Source organism: Photobacterium pectinilyticum (genome assembly GCF_024357955.1).
GTDB lineage: Bacteria > Pseudomonadota > Gammaproteobacteria > Enterobacterales > Vibrionaceae > Photobacterium > Photobacterium pectinilyticum.
On sequence record NZ_JANEYT010000019.1, the window covers coordinates 67,985 to 85,228 of the forward strand.

A 17,244-nucleotide genomic window follows, 5' to 3' on the forward strand; every position below is an offset into this window, starting at 1 on the left:
CAACAGAGCGAGGATTCAAGGATAGCAAATATCAATACATAACACTGTCAGGAAAAAGTAAGACTTTCCTGACATCAGTTGCTATATCCATCGGCAACCCCGCTACCATAAGTTGACTGAGTTATAAAAACCCGACGACTCTTAGGCCGGAAGCTTTGCGTCCCTACCTTTCGGTAGGTTTGCCTTGTTCGTGACAATTTAAGAATATCTCAGATGATATTTTTGAACTTGATCGCAATTTTGAAAATGTGATGTTGATTCCATAAATTGCCGTATTCTTTTTCTTTAAGATGAATGATTTTGTCTCAAAATGATTGCAGGTGCGTGAGTTCATCGAAATGAAAAACGGAGGCGGAAGCCTCCGTTTAAATTTTGAAGAATAAACGCTTCCGGTTACTTAGTTAAGTTTTTTTACCGAGTTGCGGATCACCAGTTCAGGCACCATCTCAAAGACCTGAGTCGCGTGCTCTTTGTCTTTCACGCGATGCATTAGGATTTCTACCGCACTCTTGCCTAAGCGACGCTTCGGTTGGTGAATTGTCGTTAATGGAGGTGAGAAATACGGAGCCAAATCGATGTTGTCATAGCCAATGATAGAGATATCCTCAGGCACGTTAATACCTGCTTGTTGGAAGGTACTGATCATCGCCATTGCCATAATATCGTTGAAGCAGAAAATCGCGGTAGGGCGCTCTTCCATCGCAATGAATTTCTTGGCAGCAACAACAGCAGATTCACACTCGAAGTCACCTTCAATGATCCAATCTTCATTGACGTTTAAATCCGCTTCACCCATGGCTTTTCGAAAACCGTGTAGGCGTTCACGACATGCGGTTTTTTCGCTGTGGCCGGTCAGGCAACCAATGGCTTTATGGCCGTGCTCAATAAAGAACTTAGCCGCAACATAACCGCCAAGTTCGGCGTTATCTTGGATTTGATCGGTATGCGGGCTTTCTGGGCCCCAATCCATGATCACCATAGGGGTCTCTTTCTGGCGTTCGAGCAGTTCCAGCAGTTGTTCATCAAGGTCGGAACACATAACCAGCAGGCCATCGACTCGCTTTTCGGCCAACATACGCAGGTAATCACGCTGTTTTGTAAGGTTACCCTCTGTATTACACAGAATCAGGGTATAACCAGCACCGTAACAGAACTCTTCAACCCCGTGTACGACTTCAGCAAAAAACGGGTTGGTAGACTTAGTTACCAGCATACCGATAGTTTTTGTGGTGTTGCACTTTAGGCTTCGCGCTACGGCGCTAGGCGCATAATTCAGATCTTCAACTGCAGCCAGCACTTTCTTTTGGGTTGCTTCTGCGACGAAGCGCGTTTTGTTAATCACGTGAGAGACGGTGGTTGTAGATACACCAGCCATACGTGCAACATCTTTAATCGTTGCCATAGTTATTCTTCTAATAATAAAGGTCAGAGAACCTTGTAAATTAATACTTTACTCAACAGAACAATAAACTCGTTCACCATCATCTCTTGAGTAGTTCATTGTTCTGTTGGGTACAATCAGCAGAAACGGCAAAAGGCCGCATCACGAATGGGCGGCTTCGTTTCTTTAGGTATGCTGAATGCGTTACATGCCATATCGCATGTGTTGCATTGTTTAATCGCTTGCGTTCACATTTTACTTAGTGTGGCCGAGAGTGCAATGCCTGTTATCTCAAATTGCAAAATTCATCAATTGATTGCGCTATTTTGCTTGTATAAACGACAGCAGGGCCCAAAATTGGCCCTGTTTTAAGTTGCTGTATATTGAATTAATTCAGCGGGGTGATTGCAAATTAGTCATATCCTAGACTAAGCCGCTGCCGCTAACACGATGGGGTAGCCATCGACTGGGTGCTGGGTGATACATACCGGCCAGCCATACACGGATTCAATGGTTTCTGCTGTCAGAGCTTGTTCGGGGGGGCCGTCTGCCTGGATTTTGCCATGGTTAATGATGACTAACCTGTCTGCGTATTGAGCGGCTAAATTAAGGTCGTGGATCACAATGATCACTGCAGCACCAGCCTGCGCCATTTGCTTGGCTACTATCAACGCGTTGTGCTGGTGGGCTAAATCGAGAGCCGATGTGGGCTCATCTAGCATCAATACGCATTGTTCACCCGCTTGGCTTAACTGAGTCAGTACCCTGGCAAAGTGAACTCGCTGTTTTTCACCGCCAGATAGGGTTGGATAGAGCCGGGGAGCGAGATTGGTGACACCGACCATGGCCATTTTCTCATGGGCGATTTGCTGTGCTTGGGCATTGGGGAGTTCTAGCGGCAGAGCGCCGAGTTCGACTACTTCTTGAGCTGTAAAGGCAAAAGTTAGCGAACTGTGCTGTGGAAGAACACCGAGGTGGCGCGCAAGCTGTGATGTTGGCCAGTCATGGCGTGGGTAGCCAAAAAAATTAACCTTACCTTCGGCTTCAACTTCTCCGCATAGCACTTTCAATAAGGTACTCTTACCTGCGCCATTTGGCCCCAGCAATGCGGTCAGCTGACCGCTTTTGATCTTGAGTGAAAAATCATCTAACAATACTTTCCCACCAAGGTTAAGTGATAAGCTTTCAGCTTCAATAACGACCTCAGAGGCAGTACTCGTGTCTGTTTGTTGAGATGTATTCGCGTGTTGGCTCATGACAGCTTACCTTTTTGTTTGACGAGTAGGTAAATGAAGAATGGGGCACCGAGTAAGGCGGTAATAATACCGACAGGCAATTCAGCGGGTGCAGCAATGACACGGGCTAGCATGTCGGCGATGAGTAGGATCAGGGCGCCTAGCAAGGCTGAAAGCGGTAACAGTGTCTTATGGTTTGGACCTGAAATCATACGGCCAATGTGCGGCACGATAAGTCCCACAAAACCAATTACACCAGTGAGGGAAACGGCAATACCGACACCTGCAGCACACAATAAAATCAACATACGCTTTAGACGCTGCACGTTGACGCCAAGGTGCTTGGCTTCTGCCTCGCCGAGCAAGAAGGCATTGAGTGCGTTGGCGTTGCGGTCAAAAGAAAACATCAGGCCAAGCAAAGTGATGTAGGCAAGGCCAATCCCCGGCCATGTTGCCCCAGCTAATGAGCCCATCGTCCACAATGACAGATCACGAAGTGCTTGGTCATCGGCATAGTAGTTCATCAAGCCCAATGCTGCGCCAGAAAGGGCACCAATTGCCACACCAGCCAACAGCATAATGGTCACCGAGGTGCCATTTTTGTCAGTGCCAAGCTGATACACCACAAATGTACTAACTGCGCCACCAAAGAAGGCGAACACAGGAACGGTGCCCAATGTTAGCAATAATGGAAAGTTGGCGGCTAATGGAGCGAAGATAACGATTGAAAGTGCAGCCCCCAAACTTGCACCACCAGATACTCCAATGATACCAGGATCGGCTAGCGGGTTTCGGAACAGGCCCTGCATGACGGCACCGCACAGCGCTAAAATAGCACCGATGGCCATGCCCAGTAGTGTCCGTGGTAGACGGATTTGGTGGATGACAATTTCGATATGGGCGGGTAAATCCAATGGCAATGGCAATAGTGCTTTAAAACTATCGGCAAAGCTGATGTTCATTGGGCCAACAGCGATGGATGATGTGACAGCCAATACCAGTAATGTGATACCAACAGGAAAGACAATATTGGCGGGAATTCGTTGTAACTGCATCATAGATATACTGCTTAAAATAAACGGCTAACCGTTATTGTTGGTAGAACGCTTTGTTTAGACGTTCTGCTTCACTCAGGCTTTTCAGGCCGAGCCCACCGATAAGTGCCGTTCCATCAATAGTGACAACCGCTTTATTTCGACCTGCTGGCGTCGCTGCCAGTAAAGGCATTTGTTTTAGCAAATCATCAGCTGAGCCGATTTGGCTTAGAGTTCGTGAACTCAGCAAAATAATGTCAGGCTGCATTTCTACCATGGCTTCGAGTGAAATGGGCTTGTAGGATTCAACGGCGCTGGCTGCTGGGTTGATGGCGCCTGCAAGGCGGATCACGCTATCTGCGGTGGTATTTCGGCCTGCGACATTGGCTGGGCGACCTTCGTGGATCATCAGGAACATGACTTTTTTCTTTTCGGTCTGCTGGGCGAGAGTTTGATTGATGGAATCGATCTTTTCCTGTACATGCGCCTGAAGCTTGAGGGCTTCCTTTTCTGTGTGAGTCAATTTGCCGACCTGTTCAATACGAGACAGAAGATCATCGACTGTTTCGCCAGAGTTGACCACATCAACCTCGATACCTGCTTGCTGAATCAGATCCAATGTTGTTCTTGGTCCCATCTCATTGGAACCCAGCAACCGGGTAGGAGTGAGAGCGATTAAACTTTCAGCAGATAGCTGGCGGTGATAACCCAATACCGGCATCTCTTCATTCACAAGATTTTTGCTGGTGACATCAACGGCAACGAGTTGTTCTTGTGCACCCATCGCATTGATGATTTCAGTAATTGCTGCGCCTGCACTGATGATGCGTTCGCTGGCATATGATGAATGTGCAGCGAGAAGTAATGCGGTAGCCAGAGCTATACGCTTCATGATTTATCCTCTTCCATTAATAACTGTGTCGCTTTGATTTCATTCTGCTGAAGAAAAGCGAGGAGTTTTAGCATATTTTCGACCGACCCCGCCTTGTCAGCACCGATAACGACGGGCTTGTCTGGATTGGCTTTGACTTCTTGAGTCAGTGCGGTCTTGAAGGCGTCCCAACTATCAATTTCTTCCCCTTGTAGTGCCCAATAGGGTTCCGTAGAGGTAATGTTGACAGTAATAGGATCTGATTCTGTCTCTTGTAGGGCCTGTGTCTCGGTCTGGGGCAATTCCACCTCGAGAGATTGCAGTTTTACGCTGGCAGTCAGTAGTAGAAAAACCATGACGATAAAAATGATATCGAGTAGAGGAGTTAGATCAGGCTTGAGATCGTCATCGCCAGTCACACCTTGGTGGGTTCGGATCATATTACCGCCTCTGCATTGCCGGTGTTTTCAGTTTTCGGCTGGCAGTTTTGATCGAGTGATAGGCCTTCTAGCCAAAGATTGCAATGGTTGAGGCTATGCTCAAGTTTTGCTGTCACTTTATCCGCCCAAAGGCCAAGTAATTGAGAGCCTGTAATCGCGGGAAGGGCAATAATTAGGCCTGCAGCCGTTGTTCGCATTGCCAAGCCAAGACCATCGGCAAGGTCGTTGGGGGTAACAGCTCCTGAGCTCATGGCGATACCCTTGAACATGTCTATCAGGCCAAGAACCGTGCCGAGTAAGCCAAGTAGAGGGCTGATCACGCCGATAAGGCTTAGAAGGCGTAAGCCGGAACGTAGCTGAGAGCGCTTTTGCTGTAGCCAGATCCCAGCGGCATCTTCACGTAAGGCTTTGGAAAAATGGCGATGCGAGATCAGCATGGACACACCTTTAAATAGCAAAGGGCGTTGGCCTTTTAGTGATGATGCCAGCTCATTGAGCCCAGATTCGTCAGACCGGCACTGTTTTGCAAGCAGTCCGTCAATCTTACCTCTGCCAACGCCGGTACATAACAATACTTGAATGCAGCGCTCAAGAAGGATCATCAATGTTAACGCTGAACAAATCAGCAAAGGTGCCGTCATTAGGCCAAATTGATTTTGTAGGGAGTGAAACATTTCCATGAGTGAATCCAATTAAATGCTAGTCCAACTTGAATCGGACAGGAACTTGTACGCGATGGGCAATAGCTTGACCATCAACAATATGGGATGAGAAACGCCAGCGCTTAATTGCCGCTATCGCAGCGTCGTCAAGGATCTCTGTACCGGAAGATTTAACAAGGTTTTGTTTTACTTGTTTACCGGATTCATCAATCCAAATTTCTACCAACACTTGCCCTTCAAGTCCGCGCCGCTTGGCAATACGCGGGTATTTCACTGGGCTAGGACGAGTTGCAAATGTCGGTGTAGTGACAAGTTGTGGTTCACTGTTAACACCTGATGCCGCTTGAGATTTGACTGCTGGTGCAGCATCAGGGGCTTTGGTGATCTCTTCGGTTGTTTCAGTTTTTTTGACGTCAACCGGTTTTTTAACCTTTTTTGGCTCAACCACTTTCTCAACAGGCTTTTTGGGAGTAGGCTTGCTGGTCTTCTTGATCTCCGCTTTAGGTTCAGGCTGTTTTTTCTTTACCAGTTTTTTCACCGTCGTTTCTTCTTTGACTACTTTTTTCGGTGCTTCAACCGGTGCGGGTGGGGGCGCTTCAGCGGCGTCAGGCTCAGAAGGTTGAGGTGAGGGAGCCGAGACGAGGTTCAGCGATACCTTGGTAGATTCTGTGCCAACAGGCATCGCCATCACCATTCTGTTTGGTATAGCAGAAAGCAATAGGCTGTGGGCAAGTACTGATGCAATACCGGCTATGGCATATCTTTTTGCGTTCACTGTTTAACTCCAACCGTGCAAATTTCTGCTTTATCTGTCTGTTTTCAATGAATAACCACTTATAAAGCAAATTATCATTTAGTTGCCTTAATCAAGAATGGTTCTCATTATCCACGTAATGAAAATAATATCAATTATCATTTGCAATATTATTTAGTGGTGCTTATGATTGCCTGCAAATAAGAGTGGTTATCATTTCACTTGTATAAATAGGGCAAAGCCCAATAGAAAGTAGTTAGGCTCAAGTAACTGTAACTTGAAGTCACTTGGGTATCCCGTTTGCTCAACGTGGTACTAGAACGCGACAGCCAAGTTCTGTTGATCTAGTGAGGAAATCTGGCAGGAATTAGCCTGTTGAGGAGGGGCTAGGAAACTAGCTCGACAAAGAAGTAGATGATTGAAGAACAAGCCTTAGAATCTGCAGTGTTGCCGCCGGATCTACTGACCGAAGAGGTCGTAGGAAAGCACACCCCCGATCCGCTTCGATATGCATTTGCCAACAAGCGCTCGGCGCATGCTGGTGGCATGTCGGCAATGGTTGCTGAGGAGGAGCGACAGAGTCTCGCGAATCAAGCGCTATCAACGGTACCTGAAACCCTAAAAAGCCGTTGTCTATATATCCATATTCCCTTTTGTCGTGTTCGATGCACTTACTGCAACTTCTTTCAGTATGCATCTAGCCAATCGTTGATTGATGACTATTTCGATGCATTGATGGTAGAGCTTAAAGCCAAAGCTTCCATGCCATGGACACAAGCAGCACCATTTCGTGCCGTGTATGTTGGGGGAGGAACACCAACCGATCTAACCGCCGAACAAGTGACCCGCTTAGGGAAAATGGTTAAAGCTCATTTCCCATTGACCACTGACTGTGAAATTACCCTGGAAGGGCGAATTAACCGTTTCGATGATCGCATGTTTGAAGGTGCACTCGAAGGGGGTTTCAACCGTTTCTCATTTGGTGTACAGAGTTTTGATACAACCGTTCGTCGTAAGGCCAAGCGCCTTGATAACCGTGAGCCGGTGTTAGAACGTATTCAGTCTCTCAGTGCGACCAATGCCGCACCGATTGTTATCGACTTACTGTTTGGTCTACCTTATCAAGATATGGCCGTTTGGCAGCAAGATCTTGAGGATTTCCTAGACAGTGGCGCACATGGTGTTGATCTCTATCAGCTGATTGAGATGGGGGGAACCCCGATGAAAGGCATGATTGAGCAAGGTCGCCTTCCAGAGCCTGCTGATACGCCGACTAAAGCCTCCATGTTCGAATATGGCGTAAACTTTATGGCGCAGCACCATCTTCGCCGGTTAAGTGGAAACCATTGGGCTCGTGATAACCGAGAGCGTAGCATTTATAACAGCCTTGCGAAGACGTCCGCTGAAGTATTGCCTTTAGGCGCGGGTGCTGGTGGTAACGTTGGTGGGTTCGGTTTCATGCAGCACAGAACCTTGGATGCTTATATCGAAGCAATTAAAGCTGAGCAGCTTCCGCTAGTCATGATGACTAAGTCAGGCCCTCAGGCTGCATTACATTCTGAAATTAAGGCCAGCTTTGACCGCGGTTTCCTGTCTGCAAAAGATTTCCAGCAAAAGTTTGGTCAAGATATCTTTGGTTTTTGTCAGCCATTGTTTGAAGCGTGGCAAAAGAACGGTTTGGTGCAACTGGAAGGTCGGTACCTCGCGTTGACCTTAGCCGGGACGTTCTGGTCTGTCACCTTGGCCCAGTCGATGATTCAAGTTTTGCAACAGAGTGCAATTAAGCCAGTCGCTGCATAAACGAATTAAATATAACCAATTAAAAGATATGTACATTGATGTACTTGGAGATAAATCGTGTTTGATAAAATTTCATTTGAAGCGCTGAAAGGCCAAGTGGCTGAACAACTTGCCGCTGAACCGAAACTTCACGCAATGGCGATTGCAGACACTTTAGGTGTGACCGAAGGTGAAGTCGTAATGGCCTTTCCTGAAGAGTTGGTGGTTGCATTACCGGGTGAGCATGCAAAAGCAATTTTAGAAGATCTGCCAACATGGGGACCGGTAACGACAATTGTTCACTCAATGGCTTCTATTTTTGAAGTAAAGGCACCATTCCCTAAAGGTAAAGAAGCACGTGGTTACTACAATCTAATGGGTAAAGAGGGTGAATTGCATGGCCACCTTCGCCTAGATCTTGTGACTGATATTGGTTTGGTTAGTAAGCCATTCATGGGGCAGGAAAGCTACTTTATCGGTTTCTTTGCTAAAGGCGGTGAGTGTGTATTCAAAGTGTATCTAGGTCGCGATAATAAACGCCAGTTGTTCCCAGAGCAGATAGAAAAATTCCAAGCACTTAAAACAAAATTTAAATAATAAAACCAATCTGGATAAGTAGTTGTTCAAGTATTTGCGCTGGAAAAATCTTTGTTATCAAGGCATAACCTGCAAGGCTGATCAAATATTTATGTAGGTTGGTATAATATCCTGGAGAAAGTCAGAATGAATGCTGTAAAGCAAGAGCGCCTTCAAAACCGCCTAGGCCCAGAAATCTCAGAGTTCCGCCAATCTTGCCAGACGATTCAGCTGGCGACTGTTGATGCTGATGGTAAACCGAATGTAAGCTACGCACCGTTTGTGTTGCTTGAAGATGGCTACTACGTGCTGATCAGCCAGATTGCCAAGCACGCCCGGAATTTGCTGAAAAATCCTCAGGTTTCTTTGATGATGATTGAAGATGAAGCTTCATCTAAAACCATCTATGCACGTAAGCGTTTAACGTTTGAAGCCAACGTGGTAGTCGTCGAGCGTGAAACTGAAAAGTGGCTCGCAGCGGTGGAACAGCTAAAAGAGCGTTTTGGTGAAATTATTGATGGCCTAAGTGGCTTGGAAGATTTCAAAATGTTCCGGTTTGAGCCAACTCAAGGCTTGTTTGTTAAGGGCTTTGGTCAGGCTTTCCAAGTCAGTGGTGATGATTTGGTGGATTTTGTACATCTACAAGAAGGCCATCGCCGTATTAAAGACGGCAGTGAAGTCACTCAGCCGACAGAAGAGCTATAACGGCCTAAAAAATATTACTTTACAACAGCCTAGGATGCTCACCTAGGCTGTTTTATTTGTACTGTTATTTTAGTGACTATAACAGCCTATAGCGAATAGGCTTGATCGTGATCAGCGTCTTCATTATTCAACTTGATAGCGTAAAAATACGTGTGATAATTAGGTTAAACACAATTATCAATGGATAACGTCATGCCTACTGATCCAAGACGCGAAGTGCGATTTGCGTATATCGCTAGCTTCCTCACCCCGCTGACCTTGATGATTTCAGGCATTGTTGCCGTTATCTACTCGGCTTATAAGCTGAACAAGGGCACTGATGAGCTGAGTTATAGCCACTATTACACCATCATTCGTACCTTCTTCTACTTCTTCACTTTCTTTGTTGTGCTTGGGGTAACGGCAGCGACAACCACAGGTATCATTGCCGGAGCTGAGTACTGGGTCTATAGCCCGATCTTGCACACGATCTTGCAGGTCATCCCCGTTGTTGGTCTTATTATTGCCGCTTTGGCCATTGTTAAATGGTTTGTCCAGCATATTCAGGGCATGAAGCTGTTGAAAGCAAATCAGCCGATGGAGCTGTAGTTGAGCAATATTTGTTTTAAGTTTATCTAAGCCCGCTCTGCGTTAGTGGGCTTTTTTATGCGTTATTGTTTGGCTTGATTAGGTCATGCCTAGGGCGGTTAATGGTTCACTATAATGTATAGGTGATTTGTCGATTTCGTAGGAGAGAACAATGTCTGATAAAAGACAAAGTACACAACAAGTGTCCCAGAAATCATTGAGTATGCATGAAGGTATCGCCGATTGGTGTGATACTTGTGTCTGCGAGGCTGAGCCTTACTGGGTCGAGGTTGCAGAAGAAATGGGCATAAATATGAGTGATTACGAAGATGGTCGTTGAGATAAGTTCGCTGGCCATGGCAGCGTGACAAAACACAGGGATATATGTGTTGAGTTGCGTTTGTTAAAAATGGCAGGCCAAAGTACGAATTGGTCGTATTTGTGCCTGCCATCATGCTGTTTATCGATGAGTCATGCGTTTATACGGCTTACTGAAGAGATTCAAGTAGGGTATTTAGCTCTTTCATCAGGGTTTCAGTTTCAGGGTTATTCGTATTCATTGCGGCAAACGTATCGGCCTGAAGTTTTTCCTGCATAGCCATCAAGGTTTCGTCAGAAAGAATGCTTTCGCGTTGTTCTGCAAGTTGACGTTTAGCGGCGGCAAATTCCTTGATCAATGCTTCACGTTCTTCTTCGCTAGTTTCGGCATTACGGACTTTGTCCTGAATGTCTTGTGCTTGGCTGATGAACTCATCAGGGTTGTAGCCAACTTCTTCCGCTTTTTCCTGATAGGCTGCTTCGAATGCTTTCGCTTGCTCAACAAGCTCAGGGTTCGATTGCAGTGTCTGCTGACGGATACTTGTTAAGTCGCGCTGGATCGCATTGATACGGTGCGTCACTTCTTTTTGGCTCGCAATCGTGTCGGTTGCTGCGTCGCTTGCCTTTGCGGCTGGGTTGAAGGCGAACATAGTTACTAGCATCAGCGGTAGTGCGTATTTCACTATGTTCAATACTGAATTCGGTTGTTGCTGGGTACGTGTTTTGCTGTTTTGCATAAATTAACCTTCATTGGTGGTTATCATCGCTATGACTGCAATGTATAAAAGTGCTTAATGCGGAATGTCAGTATTGTGTCATGTATGCTGGATGAAGACTGAACAGCATAAAAAAGCCGGCAATCCATGTGCCGGCAATAAACGTGAGATAGTGCTTTGATCGCTGGCTGATGCCAGTTCGGGTTATTGTTCTTCGCCTTTTAGGAATTCGGTATCCAAATGGCAGAAAGCGACGAGAACCTCTGTAGCCGCGGCGTAGAAGCCGAATTTATCACGTTGTTTAGCTTCTGCACTAAACGCAGGAAGCCAATTAAGTAGCATGGTATTGATAAAGTCTAACTGAGCCTGCATTACGGGTTCAGCTTGTTCTTTAGAGCCTTGCTGGTTGGCCATGATGATAAGGTTACCCATGAAGTCGAGCTCGATAGCAAGATGATCTGCTGGCTCATTAAACTCTTTGCGCAGGGCAATACCATACTCTTCCATCAGCTTATTCATCTCTTGCGCAGGTTTGTCATTCATCAAACCGCTTTCACCGACATACATGGAGGCATAAGGTAGGGCACCTGATTTTGGCGTGCTTAGGAACAAGCCACAGAAGTCAGCAGCAAGCTCAAGTTGGGCATCTTCACGACTTTCCAAACGCTTGATGGCATCGCGGAAGGCTTCGACAGGCTCCTTAAGATCAGGTGTCATAGCTAGGCCTGATAAGAACGTGACCATGTCGCCACCACGGTACTGTTCGATGTCCTGCTCGGTTAATTCACGAGCGAAAAGGGATGACATCCACCAATAAATTTCTGCGCGCTGTTCGTTGAAAGCAATAAACTCTTTCATGACCACTCCAAATCAAGGTACACGGTGCTGTGCCCACCGTATTAAAAACATATTCAGATAAACTAAATGGTGCATTTATCATACGTGAATAGGTTCTTTTAACTACAAGTAAAAATCAGTCAGAGGCCGAAGCCTCTGACTGTGTATTAGATGATATTAACTTATTCTAGATCCATTGCTGGGAATAGTGGGTTAATGTCAGTCACGGCGGTTGGGCCGTGGAAACCGGTAACGGCTGGAGCAGTCCCTGTGTACTTCTCGATCTCTACCTGTGCTGAGGCTGCAATAGTTGCCTGAGCTAGTTTCGATGAACCGATATCCTGGGTCAGTACGTTTGGATCGCCGTAAGTACAGATAGTGCCAGGTTTACCACCTTCTAATGGGCTGTACCAAGCTCCTTCGTGGATACGACAAACACCTGACATGTAGTCATCAGAAACAACAGCGCCTGCGAGTACTTCACCGCGGTCATTGAACACGCGCACGATATCACCTGATTTGATGCCACGTGCTTTAGCATCTTCCGTGCTGATATAAACCGGTTCGCGATCAGCAACCGCATACGTTGCACGGTGCTCAGTAGAAGAGCATAGCTGCGAGTGCAGGCGATGTTTCGGGTGAGTACTTTGCATGTTCAGAGGGAATTTATCTGAACGTGGACCACCGTGGCTACGCTCGGTCTTTTCGAACCACATTGGGTGGCCCTGACAATCGTCGTAATTCATATCGGCGATGGTCTTACAGTAGATCTCGATAAGACCGGTTGCAGTACCTAGTGGCTCTAGATCAGGTTCGTTACGGAATGATTCGTGACGAACCCACTCAGTGCCTTCAGGGAATTCGATGAAGCTTTCTTCTTCCCAGAACTTCTTGAAGTTGGACATACGTACACCGATACCACGGCCTTGCAGGCGGGCACCGTTGTAGAACTGCTCAATCCATTCCATTTGTGACTTGCCTTCTGTGAAGGCTTCTTCACGATCATAACGGCGGCATAGTTCACGGAAGATGTCGAAATCATCTTTTGCTTCGTACATTGGCTCGACCACTTTCGGTAGGGCAATGATACCGGCGTTGGAGTGGTTACCGTATTGTTCAATATCGTTACGCTCGTGCGTTGTGGTTGCAGGCAGAACGATATCGGCAAAGCGACAGGTCGCAGTCCACTGATGATCAACAGAAACAACCGTTTCCAGTTTACGCCATGTCTTGATCATCTTGTTACGATCTTGGTGGTGATGGAACGGGTTGTTACCACAGAAGATCGCCATTTTCATCTCAGGGAATTTAACCGAATGGCCATTCCACTCAATGGTCTTACCTGGGTTTTCAATACAGTCAACAAAACGCGCAACAGGAATAAAGTTTGAGTAACCTTTGTATGAACCGTTGTGGATCGGGTCAACACCTGTAACACCACTAAAGCCTGACATCAAAGGTCCAGCAGAAGTCACCGAGCCCGCATCGTTGTAGTGCCAGCCAAAGCCAAAACCACCACCTGGTAGACCAATTTGACCCAGCATAGCGGCAACAACAACCAGCATCCACGCATATTGCTCACCGTGCTGCATGCGCTGTAGACACCAGCCACCGATGATCTGGGTACGGCCTGAAGCCATTTGACGAGCAAGTTCACGGATGGTATCAGCGTCGATACCACAAATTTTTGCTGCCCACTCAGGTGTTTTAACAACACCGTCGCTTTCGCCAAGCAGGTATGGCAGGAACTGGTTAAAGCCAGTGGTGTAGTTAGCTAGGAACTCTTTGTTGTACAGGTTTTCAGTGTATAACGTATGCGCAATCGCCAGCATCAAAGGAACATCTGTTTGCGGGTTGACTTTTACCTGGTCACCGCCAACAAATTTCTGAGTGTCAGAAACAACTGGATCAACGTAGATAACTTTGATTTCGTTGTTCTTCACTTTCTCAGCTAGCTGATCAAAGTAAGCATATGGGCTGTGATCTGGAACCAACCAACCAACCTGCAGGTTTTTAATTGGATCTGAACCCCAGATCACAATGGTGTCTGAATGCTCAAGCACTAGCGGCCAAGAGGTTTGCTGTTCGTAGACTTCCATCGCACCGGCAACGTATGGCAGAACAACTTGAGCTGCACCTGTTGAGTAGTCACCCATTTTCGCTAGGAATGTACCGTGCAGGCCGATTGCACGCATCATCATGGTACCCGCAGAGTGCAGTTTACCTACTGACTGCCAGCCTGTGTGCCCAGCGTAAAGTGCGCTTGGACCGTAGTTGTTCTGGACGCGCTCCATCTCATGATAGAAAAAGTCTAATGCCTGAGACCAAGGTACACGTACAAAGCGGTTGTTACCACGCTGGGTTGTGTCCGACTTGTAGCCATGCTTCAGCCAATCAAGGCGTACCATTGGGTACTTAACACGAGCAGGGTTGTAAACGACTTCGCGTACACCGTCGATCATTGTGGTTGGGTGCTTGTCTTTTTCGAACGGTACGGTATCAACCCATACACCGTTTTCAACTTTGGCACGGAATGCACCCCAGTGAGAGCCAGAAAGCACCTCACCAGAGAAGTTTGCTTTGGTATCAGTTGCAGCCATGGCGCTACGTGGAGCCAGTAGGCTAGTACCTACCACCGATGCAGCACTAGCAGCGACCATGCCTGAAAGGAAGCGGCGGCGAGAAACGCCTTTATTTAGAATTTGAGTTGCCATTGAGCAATTCCTTAAATTTGAATTCTTTTGTGCGTGGGAGGGGGGAAGGGATTTCACCCCTCTGCTAACAGGAATTAATGTGCGCCAGCGCCGCCGGTGTCACTACCGTGGTTCTGAAGGTACTTCAGAAGGGTACGCTCTTCAGTTTTGCTGAGACGGTAGTAAGCGCTCATACCGTTTAGGCTTGAGATCCAACCGTTTGCAGTAAAATGGCCAGGCGCCGGTGCCGCATGACAAGCGGTACAAGTAGAGCCGTACATACCTTCTGCATAGTTCCAGATAGGTTGGATGTCATCGATCATGTCATCTTTGGTGATCCAGCCTTCAACAGAAACGTGCTGCCAAACAATGTTGGTTGCGGCATCTGTCTGCTCTTCAATAAGTTGCTCTGAAGCTTTAACATCGCCACGAATTGTCGCTTTGAAAACTCGTTTACCCATGTATTCAGTGAGAACTCGGCCACGACCTTCTTTCTCAAGCCAGCCATCGATCTTCACTTTCATCATGTCACCATCGCGCTCAAGCACGGTAACTTCAGATGCCGGAAGCAGGCTGCCTGAAGCTGTGCTGTTTGCATCTGCAACGGCAAAAATATTTTTCTCACTGAGAGAGTAAAGGGTCTCAGCAATGGCACCTTGAGTGTTCGCTGTGGCTTGAAGCTCTTCGAAGTCTTTCTGGAAGCCGCCGGCCATGTTTGGCAGCTCGTGGGCAATACCTTTGTGACACTCGATACAGTTCATGTCTTCAGCTGCGGCTTTGTTCATCTCGAAAGCGGCTTGAGCAGACTGTTTGGTGTGATCCATTGCATCGTAAGAGTGACAGCTCTTACAGGTTTTGGAGTTCTGGCTCTTCATACGATCCCAAACGGCGGTTGCCAGTTCGAGACGGTGTTCTTCCAGTAATTCAGGGGTATCAATCTTTTTGGTGATGAAGTGGTTGTAGACATCTTTCCATGCGCCAAGTTTACGTTGAAGCTTGCCTGGCAAATCTTTTGGCTGGTGACAGTCGACACACTCGGCACGAACACCAGAGGCGTTCTTGAAGTGGACACTTTGTTTGTATTCTTGGTAGTTCTGTTCCATGGTGTGGCAAGACGTACAGAATTCGGTTGTTGAAGCGAACTCAAAACTTTTATGTACGGTCAAAACGCCCGCCAAAGTAATACCAATACCAACCAAGACCAGCGCAAGAATTGAATACTTGCTGCTAGGCTTAGTCAACATTTGCCAAAGTTTTTTCATAGTGGAAGATTCCAATTTAGAATGAGTGCCTGCCGTAAACTACGGTGACGTATAAATTTTTATGGGGTAATCTTAATTCCACGATGTGAATAAGGTTAACGGCGGCGGTGAACAGGATTTGCTGGATTATGACAAATTGTGAATAGCCGCCTCCTGTGCTAACGTTTTATAGAACAGTAAATAAGACATAAAGAGAAAGAAATGAGTCATCACGTACTTGTAGTAGAGGATGAAATTGTTACCCGCACCAAATTGGTTGGGTACTTTGAGAACGAGGGATATAAAGTCAGTCAGGCCGAAAGTGGCGCGCAGATGCGTGAGGTTATGGCCAGTGAAAAAATCGACCTGGTAATGCTCGACATCAACCTGCCGGGTGAAGATGGCCTAATGCTAACTCGTGAACTCAGAAGCCGTTCAGAAGTCGGTATTATTTTGGTGACAGGGCGTACAGATAGTATTGATCGTATCGTCGGTTTAGAGATGGGGGCCGATGATTATGTAACCAAGCCGTTTGAACTGCGTGAACTGCTAGTACGGGTGAAAAACCTGCTGTGGCGCATATCTCTAGTCGAAAAAGCACGTGATGAAACTATTGTTGAAATGCAGGAAGATAGCATTATTCGTTTTGGTGATTGGCAGTTTGACATCAACAAACGCGCGCTTACGCACAACAGTGTTCCGGTGAAATTAACCAAAGCTGAGTATGAGTTGTTGGTGGCATTTTCTTCACATCCTAACGTGGTGCTAAGCCGAGAACGCATCTTAAATATGCTAAGTCACCGCGTAGAAGCACCGAATGATCGCACCATTGATGTACTCATTCGTCGTATGCGTTCGAAGATGGAAGTTGACCCGAAAAATCCACAGATTTTTGTGACGGTACACGGTGAAGGTTACATGTTTGCGGGTGACTAACTACTTGGCAGTGATGTAATGATGAACTGAAATAATTTGTCATAATTAGGCCGGTATCCATAGGGTACCGGCCTTTTTCATATCATTTAATCGGCAGTTATGTTGATCTTGATCAAGAGTTGTTACGCATGATTAATAGCAAAAAGAGTCTCGAAAATGAAACTCTGGCACTTTACTTTGTGTTAAATGATTGAAAGTTAATTTTTGGTTGCGGGGTGGAGGGTTAACTGTTGATTTCTCAATGTGCTACAGAGGGGGAGCTTGCTTGTTAGAATGACTGTTTGCTTGTTACTTGAGCGGTTGGGCGGTGGTTTATCGAGCAGCTAATTGCTTTGGTTATTGTTCTTGCTGGTGATTGTCTGTTTTTTGCGCGAGTTATGAATAAGTATGAAATCAATTTCCTTTAGTTCAGCAGAAAAAAAGCCTGACTTCAGTCTAATGCCGATCGTTTAAGCTAACTTGAACGATCCTGCAGTTAGGCGATAATCCCAACTAGTTG

The 17,244-nt window shown here is 46.6% G+C and carries 17 protein-coding genes and 1 riboswitch; of the genes, 6 read left to right on the top strand and 11 right to left on the bottom strand.

The annotated features are described in order from the left end of the window. Positions 1-89: 89 nt before the first annotated feature. Positions 90-194: riboswitch (cyclic di-GMP riboswitch) on the bottom strand. A 203-nt stretch (positions 195-397) separates the two neighbouring features. The 7 genes from NHN17_RS10455 to NHN17_RS10485 all read right to left on the bottom strand — a co-directional run bounded on the left by NHN17_RS10455 (position 398) and on the right by NHN17_RS10485 (position 6,398). Further along, positions 398-1,402, bottom strand: a complete 1,005-nt coding sequence (locus NHN17_RS10455; protein ID WP_255042369.1) for a substrate-binding domain-containing protein — start codon at positions 1,400-1,402, stop codon at positions 398-400. 407 nt (positions 1,403-1,809) lie between these two features. Beyond that, entirely contained in the window at positions 1,810-2,637 is an 828-nt protein-coding gene (locus NHN17_RS10460) for a heme ABC transporter ATP-binding protein (RefSeq protein ID WP_255042370.1), read from the bottom strand. Further along, positions 2,634-3,671, bottom strand: coding sequence for a FecCD family ABC transporter permease (locus tag NHN17_RS10465; protein WP_255042393.1), 1,038 nt, complete (start codon positions 3,669-3,671; stop codon positions 2,634-2,636). The genes NHN17_RS10460 and NHN17_RS10465 overlap by 4 nt, the downstream gene beginning before the upstream one ends. 34 nt (positions 3,672-3,705) lie before the next feature. Further along, the gene (locus NHN17_RS10470; protein ID WP_255042371.1) at positions 3,706-4,542 is read right to left on the bottom strand and encodes a heme/hemin ABC transporter substrate-binding protein; all 837 of its coding nucleotides are present in this window, start codon (positions 4,540-4,542) and stop codon (positions 3,706-3,708) included. Further along, on the bottom strand, positions 4,539-4,961 hold the full coding sequence (locus NHN17_RS10475) for an ExbD/TolR family protein (protein WP_255042372.1): 423 nt from the start codon (positions 4,959-4,961) through the stop codon (positions 4,539-4,541). Before NHN17_RS10475 ends, NHN17_RS10470 begins: the two co-directional genes overlap by 4 nt. Next, the gene (locus NHN17_RS10480) at positions 4,958-5,641 is read right to left on the bottom strand and encodes a MotA/TolQ/ExbB proton channel family protein (protein WP_255042373.1); all 684 of its coding nucleotides are present in this window, start codon (positions 5,639-5,641) and stop codon (positions 4,958-4,960) included. The genes NHN17_RS10475 and NHN17_RS10480 overlap by 4 nt, the downstream gene beginning before the upstream one ends. 19 nt (positions 5,642-5,660) lie before the next feature. Further along, the gene (locus NHN17_RS10485) at positions 5,661-6,398 is read right to left on the bottom strand and encodes an energy transducer TonB (RefSeq protein ID WP_255042374.1); all 738 of its coding nucleotides are present in this window, start codon (positions 6,396-6,398) and stop codon (positions 5,661-5,663) included. A gap of 393 nt (positions 6,399-6,791) precedes the next feature. Here NHN17_RS10485 and hutW point away from each other — a divergent pair, with 393 nt between their 5' ends. The 5 genes from hutW (at position 6,792) to NHN17_RS10510 (ending at position 10,344) form a co-directional block, all read left to right on the top strand. Then, a complete protein-coding gene (gene hutW / locus NHN17_RS10490; RefSeq protein WP_255042375.1) occupies positions 6,792-8,177 on the top strand; it encodes a heme anaerobic degradation radical SAM methyltransferase ChuW/HutW in 1,386 nt (461 codons plus the stop codon). A 57-nt stretch (positions 8,178-8,234) separates the two neighbouring features. Beyond that, positions 8,235-8,753 carry a heme utilization cystosolic carrier protein HutX gene (hutX, locus tag NHN17_RS10495; protein WP_255042376.1) on the top strand — a complete coding sequence of 173 codons (519 nt, stop codon included), beginning with the start codon at positions 8,235-8,237 and terminating at the stop codon, positions 8,751-8,753. Positions 8,754-8,879: 126 nt separating this feature from the next. Continuing rightward, positions 8,880-9,437, top strand: a complete 558-nt coding sequence (gene hutZ / locus NHN17_RS10500) for a heme utilization protein HutZ (protein ID WP_255042378.1) — start codon at positions 8,880-8,882, stop codon at positions 9,435-9,437. Positions 9,438-9,629: 192 nt separating this feature from the next. Continuing rightward, positions 9,630-10,025: a hypothetical protein gene (locus NHN17_RS10505; RefSeq protein WP_255042379.1), complete on the top strand. Its 396-nt coding sequence runs from the start codon at positions 9,630-9,632 to the stop codon at positions 10,023-10,025. Between the two features lie 151 nt (positions 10,026-10,176). Then, a complete protein-coding gene (locus NHN17_RS10510) occupies positions 10,177-10,344 on the top strand; it encodes a hypothetical protein (protein ID WP_255042381.1) in 168 nt (55 codons plus the stop codon). 148 nt (positions 10,345-10,492) lie between these two features. On the opposite strand, the gene NHN17_RS10515 is transcribed toward NHN17_RS10510, so the two are convergent. The 4 genes from NHN17_RS10515 to torC all read right to left on the bottom strand — a co-directional run bounded on the left by NHN17_RS10515 (position 10,493) and on the right by torC (position 15,830). After that, positions 10,493-11,059, bottom strand: coding sequence for a hypothetical protein (locus NHN17_RS10515; protein ID WP_255042383.1), 567 nt, complete (start codon positions 11,057-11,059; stop codon positions 10,493-10,495). Between the two features lie 183 nt (positions 11,060-11,242). Then, on the bottom strand, positions 11,243-11,896 hold the full coding sequence (torD, locus tag NHN17_RS10520; protein ID WP_255042385.1) for a molecular chaperone TorD: 654 nt from the start codon (positions 11,894-11,896) through the stop codon (positions 11,243-11,245). A gap of 161 nt (positions 11,897-12,057) precedes the next feature. After that, positions 12,058-14,589, bottom strand: a complete 2,532-nt coding sequence (gene torA / locus NHN17_RS10525; RefSeq protein WP_255042386.1) for a trimethylamine-N-oxide reductase TorA — start codon at positions 14,587-14,589, stop codon at positions 12,058-12,060. Positions 14,590-14,663: 74 nt separating this feature from the next. Further along, positions 14,664-15,830 carry a pentaheme c-type cytochrome TorC gene (gene torC / locus NHN17_RS10530; RefSeq protein WP_255042388.1) on the bottom strand — a complete coding sequence of 389 codons (1,167 nt, stop codon included), beginning with the start codon at positions 15,828-15,830 and terminating at the stop codon, positions 14,664-14,666. A 201-nt stretch (positions 15,831-16,031) separates the two neighbouring features. Between torC and torR the strand changes: the two genes are divergently transcribed. Further along, positions 16,032-16,745, top strand: a complete 714-nt coding sequence (gene torR, locus NHN17_RS10535) for a two-component system response regulator TorR (RefSeq protein WP_255042389.1) — start codon at positions 16,032-16,034, stop codon at positions 16,743-16,745. The last annotated feature ends 499 nt before the right edge of the window (positions 16,746-17,244 follow it).

What these genes read in the sequence shown, in the direction of transcription:
- NHN17_RS10455 (WP_255042369.1), bottom strand. Translation starts at nt 1,402, where the DNA reads ATGGCAACGATTAAAGATGTTGCACGTATGGCTGGTGTATCTACAACC.
- NHN17_RS10460 (WP_255042370.1), bottom strand. Translation starts at nt 2,637, where the DNA reads ATGAGCCAACACGCGAATACATCTCAACAAACAGACACGAGTACTGCC.
- NHN17_RS10465 (WP_255042393.1), bottom strand. Translation starts at nt 3,671, where the DNA reads ATGCAGTTACAACGAATTCCCGCCAATATTGTCTTTCCTGTTGGTATC.
- NHN17_RS10470 (WP_255042371.1), bottom strand. Translation starts at nt 4,542, where the DNA reads ATGAAGCGTATAGCTCTGGCTACCGCATTACTTCTCGCTGCACATTCA.
- NHN17_RS10475 (WP_255042372.1), bottom strand. Translation starts at nt 4,961, where the DNA reads ATGATCCGAACCCACCAAGGTGTGACTGGCGATGACGATCTCAAGCCT.
- NHN17_RS10480 (WP_255042373.1), bottom strand. Translation starts at nt 5,641, where the DNA reads ATGGAAATGTTTCACTCCCTACAAAATCAATTTGGCCTAATGACGGCA.
- hutW (WP_255042375.1), top strand. Translation starts at nt 6,792, where the DNA reads ATGATTGAAGAACAAGCCTTAGAATCTGCAGTGTTGCCGCCGGATCTA.
- hutZ (WP_255042378.1), top strand. Translation starts at nt 8,880, where the DNA reads ATGAATGCTGTAAAGCAAGAGCGCCTTCAAAACCGCCTAGGCCCAGAA.
- NHN17_RS10505 (WP_255042379.1), top strand. Translation starts at nt 9,630, where the DNA reads ATGCCTACTGATCCAAGACGCGAAGTGCGATTTGCGTATATCGCTAGC.
- NHN17_RS10510 (WP_255042381.1), top strand. Translation starts at nt 10,177, where the DNA reads ATGTCTGATAAAAGACAAAGTACACAACAAGTGTCCCAGAAATCATTG.
- NHN17_RS10515 (WP_255042383.1), bottom strand. Translation starts at nt 11,059, where the DNA reads ATGCAAAACAGCAAAACACGTACCCAGCAACAACCGAATTCAGTATTG.
- torD (WP_255042385.1), bottom strand. Translation starts at nt 11,896, where the DNA reads ATGAAAGAGTTTATTGCTTTCAACGAACAGCGCGCAGAAATTTATTGG.
- torA (WP_255042386.1), bottom strand. Translation starts at nt 14,589, where the DNA reads ATGGCAACTCAAATTCTAAATAAAGGCGTTTCTCGCCGCCGCTTCCTT.
- torC (WP_255042388.1), bottom strand. Translation starts at nt 15,830, where the DNA reads ATGAAAAAACTTTGGCAAATGTTGACTAAGCCTAGCAGCAAGTATTCA.
- torR (WP_255042389.1), top strand. Translation starts at nt 16,032, where the DNA reads ATGAGTCATCACGTACTTGTAGTAGAGGATGAAATTGTTACCCGCACC.